General features: G+C 38.5%; 16 protein-coding genes. 11 read left to right on the forward strand and 5 right to left on the reverse strand.

Features of this window, described 5'->3' with window-relative positions:
- Positions 1-56 precede the first annotated feature (56 nt).
- The 7 genes from BC008_RS07180 (at position 57) to BC008_RS07210 (ending at position 9,945) form a co-directional block, all read left to right on the forward strand.
- On the forward strand, positions 57-1,127 hold the full coding sequence (locus tag BC008_RS07180; protein ID WP_027843446.1) for an Mrp/NBP35 family ATP-binding protein: 1,071 nt from the start codon (positions 57-59) through the stop codon (positions 1,125-1,127).
- 126 nt (positions 1,128-1,253) lie between these two features.
- Positions 1,254-2,567 (forward strand): rod shape-determining protein RodA, encoded by a 1,314-nt coding sequence (rodA, locus tag BC008_RS07185; RefSeq protein WP_027843445.1) that lies wholly within the window; start codon positions 1,254-1,256, stop codon positions 2,565-2,567.
- 47 nt (positions 2,568-2,614) lie between these two features.
- Complete coding sequence (locus BC008_RS07190) at positions 2,615-2,812, forward strand: NAD(P)H dehydrogenase subunit NdhS (protein WP_027843444.1); 198 nt, start codon at positions 2,615-2,617, stop codon at positions 2,810-2,812.
- A 468-nt stretch (positions 2,813-3,280) separates the two neighbouring features.
- Positions 3,281-3,937 carry an HAS-barrel domain-containing protein gene (locus tag BC008_RS07195; protein ID WP_027843443.1) on the forward strand — a complete coding sequence of 219 codons (657 nt, stop codon included), beginning with the start codon at positions 3,281-3,283 and terminating at the stop codon, positions 3,935-3,937.
- Positions 3,938-4,091: 154 nt separating this feature from the next.
- Positions 4,092-6,227: a cation:proton antiporter domain-containing protein gene (locus tag BC008_RS07200; protein WP_027843442.1), complete on the forward strand. Its 2,136-nt coding sequence runs from the start codon at positions 4,092-4,094 to the stop codon at positions 6,225-6,227.
- A 747-nt stretch (positions 6,228-6,974) separates the two neighbouring features.
- Positions 6,975-7,931 (forward strand): UDP-glucuronic acid decarboxylase family protein, encoded by a 957-nt coding sequence (locus tag BC008_RS07205; RefSeq protein ID WP_027843441.1) that lies wholly within the window; start codon positions 6,975-6,977, stop codon positions 7,929-7,931.
- 613 nt (positions 7,932-8,544) lie between these two features.
- On the forward strand, positions 8,545-9,945 hold the full coding sequence (locus BC008_RS07210; RefSeq protein WP_027843440.1) for a UDP-glucose dehydrogenase family protein: 1,401 nt from the start codon (positions 8,545-8,547) through the stop codon (positions 9,943-9,945).
- 144 nt (positions 9,946-10,089) lie between these two features.
- On the opposite strand, the gene chrA is transcribed toward BC008_RS07210, so the two are convergent.
- The 4 genes from chrA to glyA form a co-directional block, all read right to left on the reverse strand.
- Entirely contained in the window at positions 10,090-11,265 is a 1,176-nt protein-coding gene (gene chrA, locus BC008_RS07215; protein ID WP_027843439.1) for a chromate efflux transporter, read from the reverse strand.
- A gap of 378 nt (positions 11,266-11,643) precedes the next feature.
- The gene (locus tag BC008_RS07220; protein WP_027843833.1) at positions 11,644-12,438 is read right to left on the reverse strand and encodes an LmeA family phospholipid-binding protein; all 795 of its coding nucleotides are present in this window, start codon (positions 12,436-12,438) and stop codon (positions 11,644-11,646) included.
- 420 nt (positions 12,439-12,858) lie between these two features.
- Positions 12,859-14,106 (reverse strand): competence/damage-inducible protein A, encoded by a 1,248-nt coding sequence (locus BC008_RS07225; RefSeq protein WP_027843834.1) that lies wholly within the window; start codon positions 14,104-14,106, stop codon positions 12,859-12,861.
- A gap of 192 nt (positions 14,107-14,298) precedes the next feature.
- A complete protein-coding gene (glyA, locus tag BC008_RS07230; protein WP_027843835.1) occupies positions 14,299-15,582 on the reverse strand; it encodes a serine hydroxymethyltransferase in 1,284 nt (427 codons plus the stop codon).
- 229 nt (positions 15,583-15,811) lie between these two features.
- Between glyA and BC008_RS07235 the strand changes: the two genes are divergently transcribed.
- Entirely contained in the window at positions 15,812-16,009 is a 198-nt protein-coding gene (locus BC008_RS07235) for a hypothetical protein (RefSeq protein ID WP_036265765.1), read from the forward strand.
- A gap of 72 nt (positions 16,010-16,081) precedes the next feature.
- On the forward strand, positions 16,082-16,594 hold the full coding sequence (locus tag BC008_RS07240; RefSeq protein ID WP_027843836.1) for a Tic20 family protein: 513 nt from the start codon (positions 16,082-16,084) through the stop codon (positions 16,592-16,594).
- Between the two features lie 419 nt (positions 16,595-17,013).
- Here the strand turns inward: BC008_RS07240 and BC008_RS07245 are convergent, their stop codons facing one another.
- Positions 17,014-17,787 (reverse strand): fumarylacetoacetate hydrolase family protein, encoded by a 774-nt coding sequence (locus BC008_RS07245; protein ID WP_027843837.1) that lies wholly within the window; start codon positions 17,785-17,787, stop codon positions 17,014-17,016.
- Positions 17,788-18,130: 343 nt separating this feature from the next.
- On the opposite strand from BC008_RS07245, the gene rpsF reads away from it, so the two are divergent.
- Together rpsF and BC008_RS07255 are read left to right on the forward strand one after the other, a co-directional pair.
- On the forward strand, positions 18,131-18,460 hold the full coding sequence (gene rpsF / locus BC008_RS07250) for a 30S ribosomal protein S6 (RefSeq protein ID WP_027843838.1): 330 nt from the start codon (positions 18,131-18,133) through the stop codon (positions 18,458-18,460).
- 222 nt (positions 18,461-18,682) lie between these two features.
- Complete coding sequence (locus tag BC008_RS07255; RefSeq protein ID WP_027843839.1) at positions 18,683-19,243, forward strand: Npun_F5560 family protein; 561 nt, start codon at positions 18,683-18,685, stop codon at positions 19,241-19,243.
- Positions 19,244-19,357 lie beyond the last annotated feature (114 nt).

The following is a 19,357-nucleotide window of genomic DNA, read 5'->3' on the forward strand; positions in this document are numbered from 1 at the left end:
TGCAATTAGAAATTGCATTTTGTCAAAAATATTGTGGTAGCAAGGGTGATAACACTATGAATAATGTTCTCGATTCCCATTCAGTACTGGAGGTTCTGCGACCTGTGCAAGACCCAGAACTCCGCAAAAGTTTGGTGGAATTGAATATGATTCGCAATGTTGAAATTAATGGTAGCGAGGTAAGTTTCACCTTAGTACTAACGACACCAGCCTGTCCTTTGCGCGAATTTATTGTTGAAGATTGTCAAAAAGCAGTCAAAACTCTGCCAGGTGTTACAGATGTATCCGTGGAAGTGACTGCAGAAACTCCCCAACAGAAAAGTTTGCCAGACCGTAGCGGTATTGCTGGGGTCAAGAATATTCTGGCTATTTCCAGTGGTAAAGGGGGTGTAGGGAAAAGCACTGTTGCAGTAAACGTTGCCGTTGCTCTCGCCCAAACTGGAGCCAAAGTAGGTTTGCTCGATGCGGATATTTATGGACCCAACGATCCGGCAATGTTGGGTCTGAGCGATGCCGAGATTAAAGTTGAGTCTACAGAAAAAGGAGATATTCTCCACCCAGCTTTTAATCACGGCGTTAAACTAGTTTCAATGGGATTCTTAATTGATCGGGACCAACCAGTGATTTGGCGCGGACCGATGTTAAATGGTGTTATTCGCCAGTTTCTTTATCAAGTTCAGTGGGGGGAACTAGACTATTTAATTGTTGATATGCCACCAGGTACAGGGGATGCCCAGTTAACTCTGACACAAGCAGTACCAATGGCAGGAGCTATAATTGTTACTACTCCTCAGCATGTAGCATTGTTGGATTCGCGTAAAGGTCTACGCATGTTCCAACAAATGAATGTCACAATTTTAGGGATAGTGGAGAATATGAGTTACTTTATTCCCCCAGATATGCCAGATAAGCAATATGACATATTTGGATCTGGTGGTGGCTCAAAAACTGCAGCCGAATTAGAAATACCCTTGTTAGGTTGCATTCCATTAGAAATATCTGCCAGAGTGGGCGGCGATAGCGGTGTACCCATAGTAGTGTCTCAAGAAGATTCAGCTTCTGCACAAGCTTTGAGAAAAATTGCCCTTGCTATTGCGGGTAAAGTGTCGGTTGCAGCACTTACATAAAGTAAAAGTCTCACCAAAATACCAAAATAAATTCATTTTTGTCTGATTCCCGGTCTATTGTCTGGGAATACAGATTTTTAGAAGCACCTAAATTTAAAATCTAAAAACGATAATATAAAATCACCGATGTTGTTAAAAAGGTCACGTTACTCTACTGCCAAAATTCGCTGGAAGTCTTGGTTTAGACCATGGCATCAAGTTGACTTGTTATTATTTATTCTAGTAATTGCACTTACAATATTTGGCGGAATTATGATTCGTTCTGCCGAACTTAACCAAGGACTAAATGATTGGTTTTGGCATTTAGTCACAGGTGGAGTTGGTCTGTTTTTTGCCTTAATTTTGGCTCGTATCCGTTACGAAAATTTGGTTCAGTGGCATTGGGTCACCTATGCAATAACTAATGCCAGCCTAATTGCAGTAATGATCGCAGGTACAAGTGCTAAAGGTGCTCAAAGGTGGATTCCTATTGGGGGGTTTTACGTACAACCTTCAGAATTTGCCAAAATAGGGGTAATTATTACTCTGGCAGCTTTGCTACACAAACATACTGCGGATAAACTTCCCAATTTTATTCGTGCTTTAGCAGTTACTGCAGTCCCTTGGCTTTTGGTGTTTCTACAACCGGATTTAGCAACATCTTTAGTCTTTGGTGCTGTAGTTTTAGCCATGCTGTATTGGGCAAATGCAAATATAGGATGGCTAATAATTCTCATATCACCAGTAGTTGCAGCAATAGTTTTCAGTATACAGTGGCCCTTTCCAATCTCTATAACAACAGACTTATACCTTGCACCTTTAGGACTAATTTGGGCGTTGACAATTGGTCTTATTGGCTGGCGTACCCTACCTTGGCGTCGTTACGGTGTTAACTTCTTTGGCCCATTATTGATTAACATTTTGTGCGGTCAATTGGGAATGTTTGCCTGGACCCACCTATTAAAAGATTACCAAAAAGGTCGAATAACCTCATTTTTAAACCCAGACGCGGACCCTTTAGGTATTGGATATCAACTTATTAATTCCCGAATTGCGATCGGAGCAGGAGAAATCTTTGGCTGGGGCTTAAATAAAGGTCCAATGACTCAGCTTAATTTTGTTCCCGAGCAACATACAGATTTTATCTTTTCGGCTGTTGGTGAAGAATTTGGATTTATTGGCTGTTTATTATTAATTACTTTATTCTTTTTCGTCTGTATGCGACTTTTACATATAGCAAAGACAGCTAAGGATAATTTTGGCTCGCTTTTGGCAATTGGTGTCCTAGCCATGATTATATTCCAGATGAGTGTCAACATTGGAATGACTATTGGTTTAGCGCCTGTAGCAGGTATTCCTTTACCTTGGATGAGTTATGGTCGTTCGGCAATGTTAGCAAACTTCCTTGCCATCGGTTTAGTGGAGTCGGTTGCTAATTTTCGTCACTTTCAAAAGTATTAGCGATCTATGATTTAAGTTATCATTGGAAAAACTTAAAGTTAGAAGTTATGATTCTCCCTGGAGCAATTGTTCGCGTTAAAAATTCTGCAGATACCTACTATCGCTTTGAAGGACTCGTGCAACGGGTAAGCGATGGCAAAGTTGCTGTATTGTTTGAAGGTGGAAACTGGGATAAATTAGTTACTTTTCGGTTATCCGAGTTAGAGCCGGTAGAGCCAACAGCAGGGCGTAAAAAAACCAAATAATCTAATCTCAATATTTCAAAATAAAATATACACCGACAATTCTTGCTCGGTAATTGTAATATCCTAATTCCCAAGCAAGAATTGAACGGCAAGCAAAAATTGAAGATTTATCTAAATTTTCAGAAAAATTTTACCTAAATTTATTACTGTGACTAAATAATATTTCTCTGTAGATGCTAAGAAATAGAAGTTTGATGGTTTCTAGATATTAAAAAACGTGGTATTTTATCCTTTGCTCCAACATAAGTTTTTTACATTTTTTTGTAATTTTTGTGTAATTTTCTCCCAAAAATCATTACTGAAATTATTTACCAGTAAAAAATAGAAGCTAATATAGTTAAAATATTCGGGAACAGTAGAAATATCGTTATTCTAATACCGATTTGTCTTTTTGACTTCCCCATCAGCTAAGTAACAAGTTATTATTACTTAGCTGCATATCTATAACCTTATGATGACAGCACTGTTATGCGTCTTCCCCTGCCACAGTTTGACAGGAGCGATCGCCACCCAAATCATATTGCGGAGGTAATTGCAACTTCGACAACGGAATTTTTAGCTCAGTGTTTGGAACCAGAAGATTTGAGTTTTCCCCCAATGCCACCTTTTGGTAGTTGGGTTTCTTGTGCTGACGAAGAATCGGGCAATAAGGTATATGGTATTGTATATTATGTAACAACAATGCCTATAGATTCCGTACACCGACCCGTTGCTTTAGGATTATCTTTACAGGATTTAAGAGAAGAGCAACCTCAAATATTTGCGATGCTCAAAACTGAATTTAGGGCGGCAATTGTGGGGTTTAAGCCTTCATTAGAAACAGTAGTTAAAAACGATATTGTATACCAGTATTTACCCCCTCGTCCCCCGCAAATTCATCAAGCAGTTTATCGATGTGAGCCAGAGGATATCATAAAATTTACTGAAGAGTTAGATTTTTTGCGTACATTACTAATGGTTAGTGGCGCACCAGTAGATTCATTAACCGCAGCAGCAATTAGAGAAGTATACAGATTACGCAAAGCCGACAGGCAATGGCTTGTTAATGCTGGACGAACATTAAGTGTACTTTTAAAAGATGACTACGACCGCTTGCGATTTATTTTAAGTCAAGTCCACCCGTAGGTAGAGTTCTAAGACAGTTAATTACGAATATAAATGTCAGGCAAATTTTCGTGTTGTTTCCCTGGGTTCTACTTTTTGTTTTATTGCTCGTAAAGGCAATTGATTTGGGATGGTCCCAGCCTTGATTATTGCGCTCAATATGCATTTCCTACCTATGGAATTCTTATCTCAATTTCTGGTTCTAGGAGCCAACATACAAGTTTTTGAACCAGAAGCAATTGGAGCTTTTGCAATTGTACTGGTAGTGATTCTGATCGTGCCGATTATCTTTGAACGGTTGCGAATACCAGGATTGATTGGTTTAGTTTTAGCAGGAACATTACTCGGTCCTAATGGTTGGAATCTAGTTAATACAAATTCAAGCATAATGAATTTGCTTGCCAACATCGGATTGGTTTATCTGATGTTTATCGCTGGACTAGAAGTAGATACAGATTTTTGTCGATGTCATTTAAATCGTTCTTTGGGATTTGGTTGCTTTAGTTTTGGTATACCGCTAATACTAGGAACTTTTTTGGCACGATTATGCGGTTTTGAATGGAACACAGCCTTACTGATTGGTTCTTTACTTTCTTCTTATAGCTTGCTGGGATATCCGATTATTAGCCGCTTAGGAGTTCTTAATAATCAAGCGATCGCGACAACTATTGGGGCTAACATCCTGAGTGATTTTGGAGCGCTGTTAATTTTTAGTGTTTGTTTGGTTATTCATCAGTTGAGCTTAAATGCTTTTGAATTACTCGCTTTTTTAGGCTGGCTAACTATTTATTCAACCTTATTAGTTGCAGGTTTTTATTGGGCTGGAAAAGAATTTTTTCGACGTTCTGGTGATGACGAAGGTAATCAATTTTTGTTTGTAGTGTTGGCAGTTTTTCTTGCAACTGCAGGGGCTCAACTTTTAGGGATAGAAAAAATTATTGGTGCTTTTTTAGCAGGCTTTGCACTTAACGAGTTGTTGGGTAAAGGAGCAGTTAAGGAAAAATTGTTGTTTGTTGGCAATGTTTTACTTATTCCGATATTTTTTGTTAATTTGGGCGTCCAAGTTAATTTAGCCTCTGTTGTCACCAACCTAGAAACTTTCAAGCTAGCAGTTTTACTTGTAATTATTTTACTAATAAGTAAGTTTGCAGCAGCAGTAATGGGTAAATTTATATACCGTTATAAATGGCAAGAAACTCTGAGTATGTGGTCTTTATCTTTACCTCAAGCTGGAACAACACTGGCAGCTAGCATAATTGGATTTCGAGCAGAATTAATTAATGAGCAAGTTTTAAGCAGTATTGTTGCTTTAATGTTGCTAAGCTCGGCTTTAGGTCCTTTAATCACCTCTAAGGTTTCAGCAGGTTTAAATACCACTCCTGTTACAGAGAAAACTTTAGTTACTTCACCAATTGCTAAGCATGCTTTAGGAGATAATCCTTATACCATTGTTGTACCTGTATATAATCCTCAAACACAACAGCATTTAATGGAGATGGCAGCTTTATTAGTGCGTCAAGCCAAAGGTAAAATTATACCCTTAGCCATTGCAACTGCTGCAAACCACATGGATGCTCCTCAAGTGGAAGCATCTCTACAGCGTAGCGAACGCTTACTAGTTAAAGCCACGGGATTGAGCCAATTATTGGGAGTGGAAGCAGAACCCTTACTACGAATTGATGATGCTTTTGCCCGAGGGATTAGTAGAGCTGCAAGAGAAAAAAAAGCTAGTTTGATTGTTATGGGGTGGGGTAAACGTACTGGTATTAGGGCACGTTTATTTGGGAACGTAATTGATAGTGTTGTTGGTTCATCCCATTGTCCGGTAGCAATTTCTCGTCTGATGGAATCTCCATCAAAAATTCAGCGTATTTTAGTACCTGTCGAAAACTTGATGGCAGCAACTCTATTACCCATACAACTTGCCCAGGTTTTTGCAGAAGCAAATAAAGCTCAAGTGACGGTATTAAATGTCTGCGAACGTCGCACTAGTTCTAGTAAAATTGCTTCTAGACGTTCGCAACTTAATTCCTTTGTATCAAAGGTTGGTTTAACAAATCCACCCGAGGTTCAAATTATTGCTCACGAAAACACTGCCCAAGCTGTTTTACAAGCCGCAAGACTATACGATCTAGTAATTCTACCTTTCATCCGCAACCGTAATGTTCCTGGTGGCTTAGCAATTAGTGACGTTACCAACCAATTAGCCAGACAATTAACTTGTTCCATCATTATGTTAGGGGAACCTCAACGTGCTTTTGCACCTGTCTTTTCACCTGAAGTTTCCAGCAAGAGAGTTATTGTCAGATAATTTTTATCTGTGTAGCGATCTGTCAAAACATTTTTTGTACTCCCCACGCATATAATGCATGGGATTGAATTGGCTCATCATAACTAAAAAGAAAAATCAATTTTTTGTATAGCATTACGTATATTAGGTGAGGACTTTGGCAAATCCTGTTTGTCCTACGGACACGCTATACTAACGTCGTAGACGCGGTCAAACATAATAAACAGTCAGCTGTTGCTGTGCTTGCGTCCCCCAATAGCTAGAGCCTGCGGCGACGGCAGATCCTCAGGTAACGTAGTTATAGCCTCTAGCTGCACCTACCTACGGTTCGGATATGATACGCCAACGCTGAGCGAATATAGGCACACCTATTTTGACTTGCTCTTAGCCACCATAAATAACCACAGCGCTTATTTATAACTGAGTTATTAACTATAAATATTTAGCTGTGAGAATATTTTCGATTTCATCCAATATTTAGGATATTTTTTTTGAAAAAGTATATGATTTTAGATCTGTTGAATTATAAAACCCAAAAAAATAAATGTATTTTTTAAGACAACAAATCAAGTACAAACACTTGTATAGTGTAATATGAAAAAAAGTTACGAACGATAATCTATTTAATTTATTTCCTAGATATTTTAATGATACTAGATATCTATTTTTTAGAGTTTCCTGTATTGGATTTTCCCTGTTTAGGTGGGTAACCTAAAAGTAAGTGTGATCGTCATTAGTGTAAATATTGTGTAAGTAATTGGTAAATTTATGAGAATATTAGTGACTGGCGGAGCGGGATTTATTGGTTCCCACCTTGTCGATAAATTGATGGATGAAGGACATGAGGTTATCTGTTTAGATAATTTTTATACTGGGCACAAAAGAAATCTTCTCAAATGGCTGGGCAACCCTTATTTTGAACTCATCCGTCACGATATTACAGAACCAATACGTTTAGAAGTCGATCAAATCTATCATCTGGCTTGTCCTGCTTCTCCGGTTCATTATCAGTACAACCCTGTAAAGACAGTTAAAACAAATGTCATGGGGACACTGAATATGTTGGGATTGGCAAAGCGGGTTAAAGCTAGATTATTGTTAGCTTCGACCAGTGAAGTTTATGGAGATCCAGAAGTACATCCCCAGAATGAAGAATATTGGGGAAATGTTAACCCCATTGGAATACGTTCTTGCTACGACGAAGGTAAGCGTATTGCGGAAACTTTAACTTTCGATTATTACAGACAAAATAATGTTGATGTTAGAGTTGCTCGTATTTTTAATACTTATGGTCCCCGAATGTTAGAAAATGATGGCAGAGTTGTGAGCAACTTTATTGTTCAGGCTTTAAAGGGAACGCCATTAACAGTTTATGGAAATGGTTCTCAAACTCGAAGTTTTTGTTACGTTTCTAACTTGGTAGAAGGATTAATCGGACTAATGAATAACGAGTACATTGGTCCGATTAATCTGGGTAATCCTGACGAATATACTATTTTGGAATTGGCACAAACCATACAAAATATGATAAACCCAGAAGTAGAAATTAAGTTTGAGCCATTACCTTCTGACGATCCTCGTCGTCGTCGCCCTGACATTACCAAAGCAAAAACTTTGTTGAATTGGGAACCCAATGTTCCACTACAAGAGGGCTTAAAACTAACAATCGAGGATTTCCGACAACGAGTAAAAACTGAAAAAAAACTAGTTATTAGTGCTCAATAGTAAAAAAATGTAGACTCTTAAGTAGGGACTTTTGACTACCAGCCATTCGTGAGATTCTAAAAACCTCTGCCTTGTAATCAGAAAAATATCTAAATTTTTTGGGATATCTAATTTTTCAGGACTGAAGCTTAACTAAAAACTCCTGACAATTGATGCTTTCGGGTACTAGCAATTCTATTTAGTAATTCAGTTTATGTAGCTTGGCGTTAACCATAGAATTAGTTTGTTGCTCAAACCAGCTAGAAAATTCGGATGACGGGTTGTTCCAATCATATGAATAACGCGATGCGATGCTAATAAAACTAATAAAATAGATCGCTGGTAACCAATTACTTTTTAGTTGTTAATCAAAAATCACATCTGTGTTTTCGGTTGACTATATACCCAAAAACCAAAGTAATTAAGATTGCATGGAAGAGTTAAAAACTGTAAGGCTAGAACAGTTTATACAGTTTTGCTTTTAGTAACACCTTACGCTTACAACCCAGTTAGCAACATCTTTTGGGAACTTGCTTGTCAAAATCAGGGGAATCGATGGATGCTAATTACTTGATACACCTCAGCGAAAGCTTCTACAAATAATAACCTCAAATCTTAGAGAGGAGTAAATTAAATGCGTGTTTGCGTCATTGGTACAGGATACGTTGGTTTAGTAACAGGCGCTTGTTTATCTCATATTGGGCACGATGTAATATGTGTAGATAACAATGAAGAGAAAGTAAAGCTAATGAAAGCTGGACGTTCGCCGATTTTCGAGCCGGGACTCTCGGAAATTATGCAGTCCGCCATTGAAGCAGGAAGAATTCAGTTTACTACAGATATTGCTGCGGGAGTTGCTCACGGAGAAATTTTATTTATTGCGGTGGGAACACCTCCTCTACCGACAGGTGAGAGCGATACTCGTTATGTAGAAGCAGTTGCTCGCAGTATTGGTACTCATCTTAACGGCGGTTACAAGGTAATTGTTAACAAGTCCACAGTACCCATTGGTTCTGGTGATTGGGTAAGAATGATTGTTCTTGATGGAATAGCCGAACGTCAAAAAACTTTAGTTACCCCTGGTGCTGGAGCAAGCGAGCAGAAATTACCTGTAAGTGATGCTGACTTTGATGTTGTGAGCAATCCAGAATTCCTACGGGAAGGTTCTGCTGTATACGATACATTCAATCCAGATAGAATTGTTCTCGGTGGTAATAGTACAAGAGCTACCGACCTAATGAAGAAGTTGTACGCTCCTATTGTGGAACGTCAATTTGCTGAAGATAAGTCATTACCCCAAGTACCGGTTTTAGTTACCGACCTCAGTTCGGCGGAAATGATTAAATATGCTGCTAATGCTTTTCTAGCAACTAAGATTAGCTTTGTTAATGAAGTTGCTAATATTTGCGATCGCGTTGGTGCTGATGTTACCCAAGTAGCCAAAGGTATTGGCTTGGATTCGCGTATCGGTAATAAGTTTCTGCAAGCTGGTATTGGTTGGGGTGGTTCTTGTTTTCCCAAAGATGTATCAGCATTGGTTCATACTGCTGATGATTATGGTTATGAAGCCCAATTACTCAAGTCAGCTGTCAGTGTTAACCAACGTCAGCGTTTAATTGCTTTGGAAAAACTCCAGCAAGCATTGAAAATTCTCAAAGGTAAAACTGTTGGTTTATTGGGTCTAACCTTTAAACCCGATACCGATGATATGCGCGATGCACCAGCATTAAATTTAATCGAACAACTAAATCGTCTGGGGGCTAAGGTTAAAGCTTACGACCCAATTGTTTCTCAGTCGGGAATGCGCGATGGTTTATCTGGTGTGTTAGTAGAAACTGACCCTGAGAGATTAGCTGATGGCTGTGATGCTTTGGTATTGGTTACAGACTGGAAGCAGTTTTCCAGTTTAGATTACGGCAAAATGGCAAAATTAATGGTCAATCCGGTAATGATTGATGGTCGTAATTTCCTCGATCCTGAAACAATGGTTCGAGCTGGTTTCAAATACATTGGTGTAGGTCGTTCTTCTCGATAGCTAGCGCAAGCTTTCCATAACCAATCACCAGTTATTAGTTTGTTGTATAAGTTTCATTCACAAGTCTTATTCATAAACTTTAAAAATCTGTAGAATTGCACAACGGTCAATTTCTACAGATTTTTATTTTCACTCAAATGAATATCAAAAATTCAAAATATTTTTCAGTACAAAACCAGCTGTAGCCCCACCAAGAACAATCCAAACAGCATTTAATCGTATGCGGATAACTAAGACCCCTGCAATTAAACTTATGAGTGCTGCAAACCAATCAATGCTAACCTCATCGATAAAAATTCCCCCAGCTAGTTTTATGGTCACAAATAGCATCAATGCTACAGAACTAATATTTACTGCGTCTAGAAATGCTCCCAGCCAGCGCGAAGCCCGTAAACGGGGAATAATAGGGTTAAGGATGGCAACAAACACAAATGAAGGTAGAAACATTCCTAAAGTCGCTGCTAATGCTCCAGGGATACCCGCAATTACATAGCCAATAAATGTTGCTGTAGATAAAACTGGACCGGGAGTAAACTGACCAATTGCGATCGCATCAAGCAACTGTTGTTGAGTTAGCCAACCTAGGCTATCAACTAGTTCTCCTTTTAAAAAAGCTACTAAAACGTATCCACTACCGTACAAAACACTACCAACTTTGAGGAAAAATAAAGCTATTTGCCACGGTGATATGTTGCTATTGGCAGTTACATCAGCGGTTTTTAAAGCTACAGAACTGGTAGGAGGAAAAAATAAAATTGTAGCTCCCAAACTGCCAGTACTTCTGAAGCGTAACCACAACATTCCCACAATTCCACCCAACAGCAGGGAAAGTAGTTCGTTTAGTCCTAAAAATAATCCTAATAATACAATCAAACCAATAACTATTAATTGATGACTTTTTGCAGCTCTTTTTCCCAAACGCCACATTGCCCCAAAGATAATAGCTAAAATAGCTGGCTTGATCCCATATAAAAAAGGAGAAACTTCAGGTAATTGCCCAAATTGTACGTACATCCAAGCAAAACCAGCAGTTACAAGTACCGCAGGGAAAATAAAACAAACTCCTGCAACAACTAACCCCAGTAATCCAGCATGGATATAACCAATATGGATTGCTATTTCCGTAGAGTTAGGTCCAGGAATTAAATTTGTTGCCCCAATTAAGTCTAGATAATTTTCTCGTGTCAACCATTTCTTGCGGTTAACAACTTCATCCTCCATCATGGCAATGTGAGCTGCTGGACCTCCAAAACCAATCAATCCGAGCTTGAAAAATAATGTAGCCAGTTCTCGTAAACGGGAAGTGCTCGATTCGCTCATGACGAAGGATTGATTAAAAATAGATTTTAAAAATTTATGTTGTTGTCATATTATCAATTGATTGCTTAAAGCCACAAAGGCATGATGATACATTTACAGCAGAATTCAGGAGTCAGAAGACAGGAGTCAGGAGTAGGATCTGCTTTATAACTGACTTTCAGTTTTTGAACTGTACCTCACTTAGTTGCAATTCGCTATATTTGAACTTTTCCGTATAATTTACGGAAAAATAATTTATCTCACTAGAGAAAATGGGATTTGTGGAACTGAATGATAATTTTCAGATAAAACATCCAGATTAAAACTTTCGTACTAAAACTTCTAGCTCACAAAGTTTTACTCGCACAGTTTTAATTTAAAAATTTGCAAATATCTACCTTATCCAGTTTTGGGAATTCGTTCAATCTCAGCATATCCACTAAAAATCAGCTTTTTTCCTTCTGTCTGTAAACGATTGAGCCGCATCTTAACGCCATCAAGATCGAATCGATCCAGGTCGACCATATTATCTAAAATTTCCGCTAGCACCAGACTCAAAGTTTGGGAAATTTCTTTTTGCTCTGCAGGTACTGCATCCAGTTCAACTTGAGGATTTTGAAATGAAACTCGTCGCCGTTTTTCGATCCCCACAGTGACTACCATCCTCAACGGAATGAGTTCGCCACTACTCAAATCCGCTTTAGCTAAAATTCTAAGTCGATTTTCTGGTAACAGTTCCACATTAACTTCAGTGAAAGATACTGGTTTACCACCAGATAATTCAGTTAATTCTGGTACAGAAAGATTAATTAAGCGTTTTTTAACCAGTTCTGCTGTGAAGGCATGATTAATACCCTCTTGTGAGAGAATGACCTGAGCAATTGCTTGGGTAGGTTGCTTCAAGCGCAATTTTCCACTCAAAACCGAGGCAAAATCAATTGAAACCGCATCGGTTTCAAAGGACATTTCTTCAACGGCAAAATCTTTGCGAATGACCAAGCCACGACCATTCATTTTGAAGCTATCGATGCTACCCTGCAGCAACTTGCTGGAAGGGTAACAACGGACGACCACTTCTACTAACTCGCTTTTGCTAAACAAGTGGCGAATAGTTTGACTCGCAACTGTGTTGAGCATTTGCTCGCCCCAGTCGGTGCCTTTTTCATTGGTGAAACCAGTAAGTCCGCCAAACATGTAGTGTTAAGTATTTAGAACTTCTTTGTATTTTTGTAACAAATTGCGGCGGATGCAGCAAGCTTCTAGCGATTGATTGTACTAATAGGTGGGGAAGAAGATTATGAACTATGGATCAATAAAGTTTTATTTCTTATTCTAATTATTTTGTGACACCTATGGCTTGCTGAATATCAAAAAGGGCTAATTTTGACTGTCAATTTTGGTTTGGGAAGATTGGATTAACTGTCATTACAGCACCACACGAGTAGGATTTGCACAACTCGTTTTGTCATTGATAGGTAAGATTTTATTATTTTTTGGCAATTTTATTACTGAGAAGAACTTTAAGATTTAATTAAATTATTTTGTCAGGAAATAACTACCAACTTTATTTTTTGTCTGTAGGTTTTATTTCTAAAGTTCTAATTTACGGATTTATTAATGTAGTAATTTTTGCCGTAAGCTATTTAAGGCATTACAAGCACTCAGATGGCGAATTAAAGTTCTGCCCCTTGTAGCACCAAATTGATACTCAAAGCTTTCCACTAGGCGTTCAGGTCCTGCTAAACCGATATACACCAAACCAACGGGTTTTGCTGCAGTACCACCGTTTGGTCCCGCAACACCGGTAATACTAATTCCCCAGGTTGTCCCCAAGCGTTCTTTGACACCGATTGCCATTTGCTCGGCTACTGTTGCACTTACTGCCCCAAATTCTTTCAAGTCATCAGGATTGATCCCTAATACTTTTTCTTTCACAGAGTTATCGTAAGCAATAATTCCACCCCAAAAGTAATCGGAACTACCAGATATTTCTGTTAACATTTGCCCTAAACCACCTCCAGTACAAGACTCCGCGACAGAGAGGGTTTGTTTGGCGTTACGTAATAAATCTCCAACAACAGAGGCTAAACTGTCACTATCACTACCGTAGTAACTCACGCCAGCTATATCTTGTAATTGTTTCTCTACCGGTTGAATTAGTTTCTCGGCTTCCGCTTCCGATGTTGCTTTTGCAGAAACTCTTAGTTTGACTTCGCCTTTACTGCTATATGGAGCAACTGTGGGATTGGACAGGCTGAGATAAGAAGCTACTTTTTCCGCAAGAGCAGATTCAGCAATTCCCCAAAATCTTAAAGTTCGGCTGTGAATAATGTCTTTACCCCATCCTTGCTTTTTGAGGTAGGGTATAGCCGTTTCTCTCCACATCCCGTGCATTTCACCTGGGACTCCAGGAAAAGTAAAAATTGAGATTCCCTGACGAGGTTCCCAAATAATTCCCGGTGCTGTACCCATGGGATTGGGGAGAATTTCCGCACCTTGGGGAATTAAAGCCTGTTTGCGGTTACTAGGAGTCATGGTGCGACCCCTTTTGGCATATTTATTGGTAATATCCTCAATAATTTCTGGACGTTCGATTAAAGGTGCGCCAAAAAAATTAGCGATTGTTTCACAAGTTAAATCATCTGGGGTGGGACCTAATCCACCAGTAAAAATTAGTATATTTGCTCTGTTAACTGCAGTTTCTATTACTTGGTATAACCTTTGGGGATTATCACCAACTACGGTTTGGTAGTAGTGAGGTATGCCTAGTTTTGCTAATTCAATTGCCAAAAATTGAGCATTACGATTAAGAATATCTCCTAGCAGTAATTCGGTACCAACACAAATTATTTCTGCACTCATGAAGTTTTAAATAAATATTTTTGTTAGATCGCTTTGCTATATTACCGGACTTGAAGTAGAAAACCCACGGCTTTTAGTCGTGGGATTATTAAAAGTGAAAATATTTAGATACCTTATTACGATTATCTGGAATTATGATAATTCCCAAATTAGTATCTTCATGTCCAATATCACTTTCCTACTACAAAAACTTTACGCCATTGCTGGAACAGGAATGGTGATGTGGGGGTACAAAGGAAAGCGATCGCACAATGATGCTACTCGTTTTCTACAATCAGCAGCGACTTCTTCAGAATCTGGAGATAACAAACGGTCAGCAATAATATTCGCAATCTCAGCAAATTCCTCTGTACCAAGACCTCTAGTGGTCATTGCAGGAGAACCCAAACGCAATCCACTGGTGACAAAGGGTGATTCTGGATCGAAAGGTACGGTGTTTTTGTTTGCAGTGATATTTACCCCACTGACCAAAGCATCAGCTTGTTTACCGGTCATTTTAATACACTGCAGATCTAATAATGCTAAGTGGTTATCAGTACCGTCTGAAACTAATTTGAAGTTACGATTTTGTAATTGGGTCGCAAGAGCACGTGCGTTATCAATCACCTGTTGTGAGTAGGTTTTAAATTCTGGCTTGAGAGCCTCGCCAAAAGCTACCGCTTTACCTGCAATTACATGCTCTAACGGACCACCTTGAGTACCCGGGAACACAGCTTTATTGAATTTTTTACCTAATTCAGGATCGTTTGTAAGAATTAGACCACCCCGAGGTCCACGCAAAGTTTTGTGAGTTGTTGTTGTAACAACATGACAATGGGGAATTGGGTCGGGATGCAAACCACTAGCAACCAAACCAGCAATATGGGCAATATCCGCTAGTAAATAAGCACCAACTTCATCGGCGATACTGCGGAATTTTTCAAAGTCAATTAAACGTGGATAAGCAGAATAACCACAAATAATGAGCTTGGGACGCTCCCTAAGCGCCAGCTCTCGGACTTGTTCGTAATCAAGTTGTTCGGTTTCTTGGCTAACACCGTAATGAACGACCTCAAACCATTTACCTGATACATTTACAGGAGAACCATGGGTCAAGTGTCCCCCATGGGACAAGTCCATACCCATAATTTTGTCACCTGGCTGTAGCAAGCCGAGGAAAACCGCAAAATTTGCCTGTGCGCCGGAATGAGGTTGAACGTTAGCACTAGCAGCACCAAATAACTCCTTGGCGCGATCTATGGCTAACTGCTCAATTTTGTCAATGAATTCACAACCACCGTAATAACGTTTACCTGGTAAACCTTCGGCATACTTGTTTGTCAGTACTGAACCTTGGGCTGCTAAAACAGCAGCAGAGGTAAAGTTTTCACTCGCAATTAATTCCAAATGTTCCCGTTGACGCTGGAGTTCTTGGTCGATAAAACTGGCAACTATCGGGTCGGAAGAAGCAAGAAAATCTGAGTTATTTAAAGTCACGCATTCAATCCTTTTACAAAATGAACTGTATTTTCCAAATTACAATCAATTTGAGTACATCAAAATAACTTTTTTGTTTGTTTAAAAATTTTTAACTGTGATTTTTGTTTTAATCTTATCCGTTGTTTATGAAATGCAATGTAACGAAATAAAATGTGGAGTTTCCTATCCTTGAAGGGTTTTACCGGTTAAATTATAGGTAAATATGAGGATTCACAGGAGTAATGGAATGCTCAGAGTTTTAATAAACGATCAGGTATTAAAACCACAAAAAGTTTGTCAAACCTGTTTGCTCGCAGATGCTAGCGGTCAACCTCGAACAAACAAAGGAAAATTATGTTGTGGTCAAGCAATTAGCAGGTTTACCGAACAACAGCCAGAGCAGTACAAATGCATGATGGGCTTCAAAATAGTTAACATAGAATAAATCCAGCTTAAGTACGCTGATTGTTATAAGTCAGAATAGGACAAAATTTTTACTCAACAGGAGAATAAAAGCATGACTTGGCGCGGAAGCACTGACTGGCAGCAACGTATTTTATCAGTTCTACCGTATATTCTGCCACTGATACAAGTGCGCGGATTTGGTAGTTTTTTGTTTCAACAGTTTCCATTCCTGGAATTACTTTACATTCCTTTTTCTCCATTCATAATTTTGTTTGGAGTCCTTAACCGTGCCATACCTTTCATAGGTTTTACTTTTATTCTTTTCTTCGCTTTATATTTAGGAGTTGTCAGAAATGAAAAGCTTGCACATTTCCTAAGATTCCATACAATGCAAGCACTTTTGTTATCAATTTTCACCTTTTTGTGCCTATATATATTCCAACTAGTGAATATACCGGTAAGCGCAGTATCTGTAACACCAGATTTATTCTTGTTTGGTGTCTTGTTTAGCCTGCTGTTTATTGTAGTGACTGGTGCTTGCTTATTTTCAATGGTACAAGCTGCAAGAGGTCTTTATGCTGAATACCCATTCATTTCAGAAGCTGCTTATGCACAAACTCGATAAGGCATAAAGCCATAAGATTAGTTTGTTTTTTATTATATTTTCCCTAGATTATATAGCTAAATAATGTAAAAAAACTCATTTTTAGCTGTATAAATCAATAGGTGAAATGTAAAACTTGGACTTAGAATAGGAAATAAATATTCAACAGTTTGATTTATTCAAGGTATATTTCTTAAAAGTACAAAATGCAAAATACAAACATTATTTTCGGCAAAAATTTCGTAATTTTTAGTGCTTTTGGGTATGTTATTTAACTTTACCCATAAAAAACCAGGTTGGAGATAAAAAATAGAGAAATCTCGAGATTTTAAATCTATAAGTCTTTAAGTTTAACTTTTTTGTGAGTTTGAGATTCGAGTTTAATATTTGAGTTTGAAATTGAAACTTTTATTGAGAACTCACAAAATATCACAAAAAAATTACCGAGACGTAACTGTATTTTCTAGGCGACCAATACCTTCTATCTCTACTCGTACCCGATCGCCGAGCTTTAGGGGACCAACTCCAACCGGCGTACCGGTGAGAATGACATCTCCCGGTAGCAATGTCATAACTTGACTGATGTAGGAAACAATAAAATCTGGAGTAAAAACCATCTCGTCAATACAAGCTGATTGAACTGGCTTAATATCGTCATTGAGAAAGGTCTGTAATCTTGCTCCTGGATTTAATTCACGAACGATCCAAGGACCTAAAGGACAAAAAGTATCAAAACCTTTCGCACGAGTAAATTGAATATCTTTTTTCTGTAAATCCCGCGCAGTCACATCGTTGGCTATAGTATATCCCCAAATTTTTTCTTGAGCAGACTCAGGGGTACAATCAACCGCGCGTTCGCCGATAATCAATGCCAATTCTCCTTCATAGTCTACTCTTTGTGAATGAGGAGGATATTGAATTTCGGCGTCGCAAGCAATAATCGATGTAGGTGGCTTGAAAAAAATCAGAGGTTCTTTGGGAACCTGATTACCCATTTCAGCTGCATGATTTGCATAATTTCTACCCACTGCCAAAATTTTAGAAGGAGAACAAGGAGCTAGTATGTGATAACTGTCTGGTTCTAAACTGAGATCTGTGGGTTGTCCTTGTAGCCAAGGTGGAGCATCTAAAATTTGAACATCAAGCGATAGTTGTAGCAAACCATAATAAACTTGTCCTTCCCGACTTTGAACTCGCACATAGCGTTGTGCCATAAGCTGAAAAATATCCTTTTGTCTGTAATTAATTAAAAAGTTAGTAGATACAACCCGAACAGTTTTGAGAAAATTATTTGAGAAAAATTATTTGAGAAAAATAAGTTTATCGTTTGCCTAGAGGTAGCGGCACAGATTTGTACAATATCTTAGTAACACAATAAAAACCCATTCGATACAAAAACCGAAGTTTAATAACTGTGTTAACAATTAAAATTAAAAGCTGGTAAGATTATAATTCCTTGTTGCTCAAGATGTTGATAAAAGCAAGTGTTCTATTTAACGAAACAGCAATTTGATTTACATCAGCAGCAACCCTAATTGGTCCATGAGGTAATGAAATATGGCAACAGCTTACGAAACTATGTACATCCTGCGACCTGAACTTACAGAAGAGCAGGTAGAGCAAGCCGTTGGTAAATACGAAAACTTGATACGCGAACAAGGTGCAGAACAAATTGAGATCCAAAATCGTGGAAAACGCCGTTTGGCTTACGAAATCAATAAGCACCGAGATGGTATTTACATACAAATGAATTATGCTTCCAGTGTCGGCAGCATTATTGCGAGTATGGAACGTGCGATGCGTTTAAGCGAAGAAGTAATTCGTTACCTCACAATTAAGCAAGAGTTACAGGAAAATGTAACTGAAGAAGTTGCACCTACAGAATAGGATTGGCGATCCTTAGCACAAAAACTGTTACATAACAACATAAATTATTCAGAAAAGGTAAAGTTATATAACCTTACCTTTTCTTTCATATAATTTTTATCAAATTTAGATAGAATTTCCGTATAAATGCTAAATTGATATCTGCTTATCTTGCCAACTACACTACTAATACGGTTATACCTAAATAGTGGAAAAGATTCTTAATTGGAGCCCGAAGCCACTGTGACTCAAACCGACAACTCCACTATTCAATCTCTATCTACGGAAGTATCAAAGCTCCGCCAAGAATTGCATCTGCGCGAGCAGTTAGTACAGCAACTTTCCCAAGAGCTATTTCGACTTGTAAAGGGCAATACAAATTTTAAATCTCAACCAGATTTTTCCCAGAGACATCTGAGCGAGTTAACAGATTTGCGCGACCAACTACAAGCGGTAGAAGAACAGGTTACTTTTTATCAAGAACAAATAAATAGTCGCGATGACGAAATTTACCAGTTGCGGCAGTCTGTACAGGAACTAACTGATCGCAGTCGAATGTTAGAGCAAGTGGTACAAGAGTTACCCCAAATTTATCGTCGTAAATTTGAGGAACGCATGGCTCCGGTACGAGAAAAAGTAGCCATGTTGCAAAAAGAGAATAGACAACTGCAAGCGGAATTACAGAGTGTCAGTTATCGCCTAGCTTTAAAAAATCGTAACAATACCCGTGGCGGGATCGATTTACCAAATTTCCCCCATGAAGATTTTCCCCAAGATAATATGTCTAGCATACCCAACACCTAAAACTAAAACTTTAGTGCTAGAAACTTTTATACTGATGAGACTTAGATGTTTTAGTATCTCAGTCAAAAAAGCTGAAAGTTTGCGAAAAAAGTGATTTTTCCTAGTTAGGAAACT

Source organism: Mastigocoleus testarum BC008, from assembly GCF_001456025.1.
Lineage (GTDB): Bacteria > Cyanobacteriota > Cyanobacteriia > Cyanobacteriales > Nostocaceae > Mastigocoleus > Mastigocoleus testarum.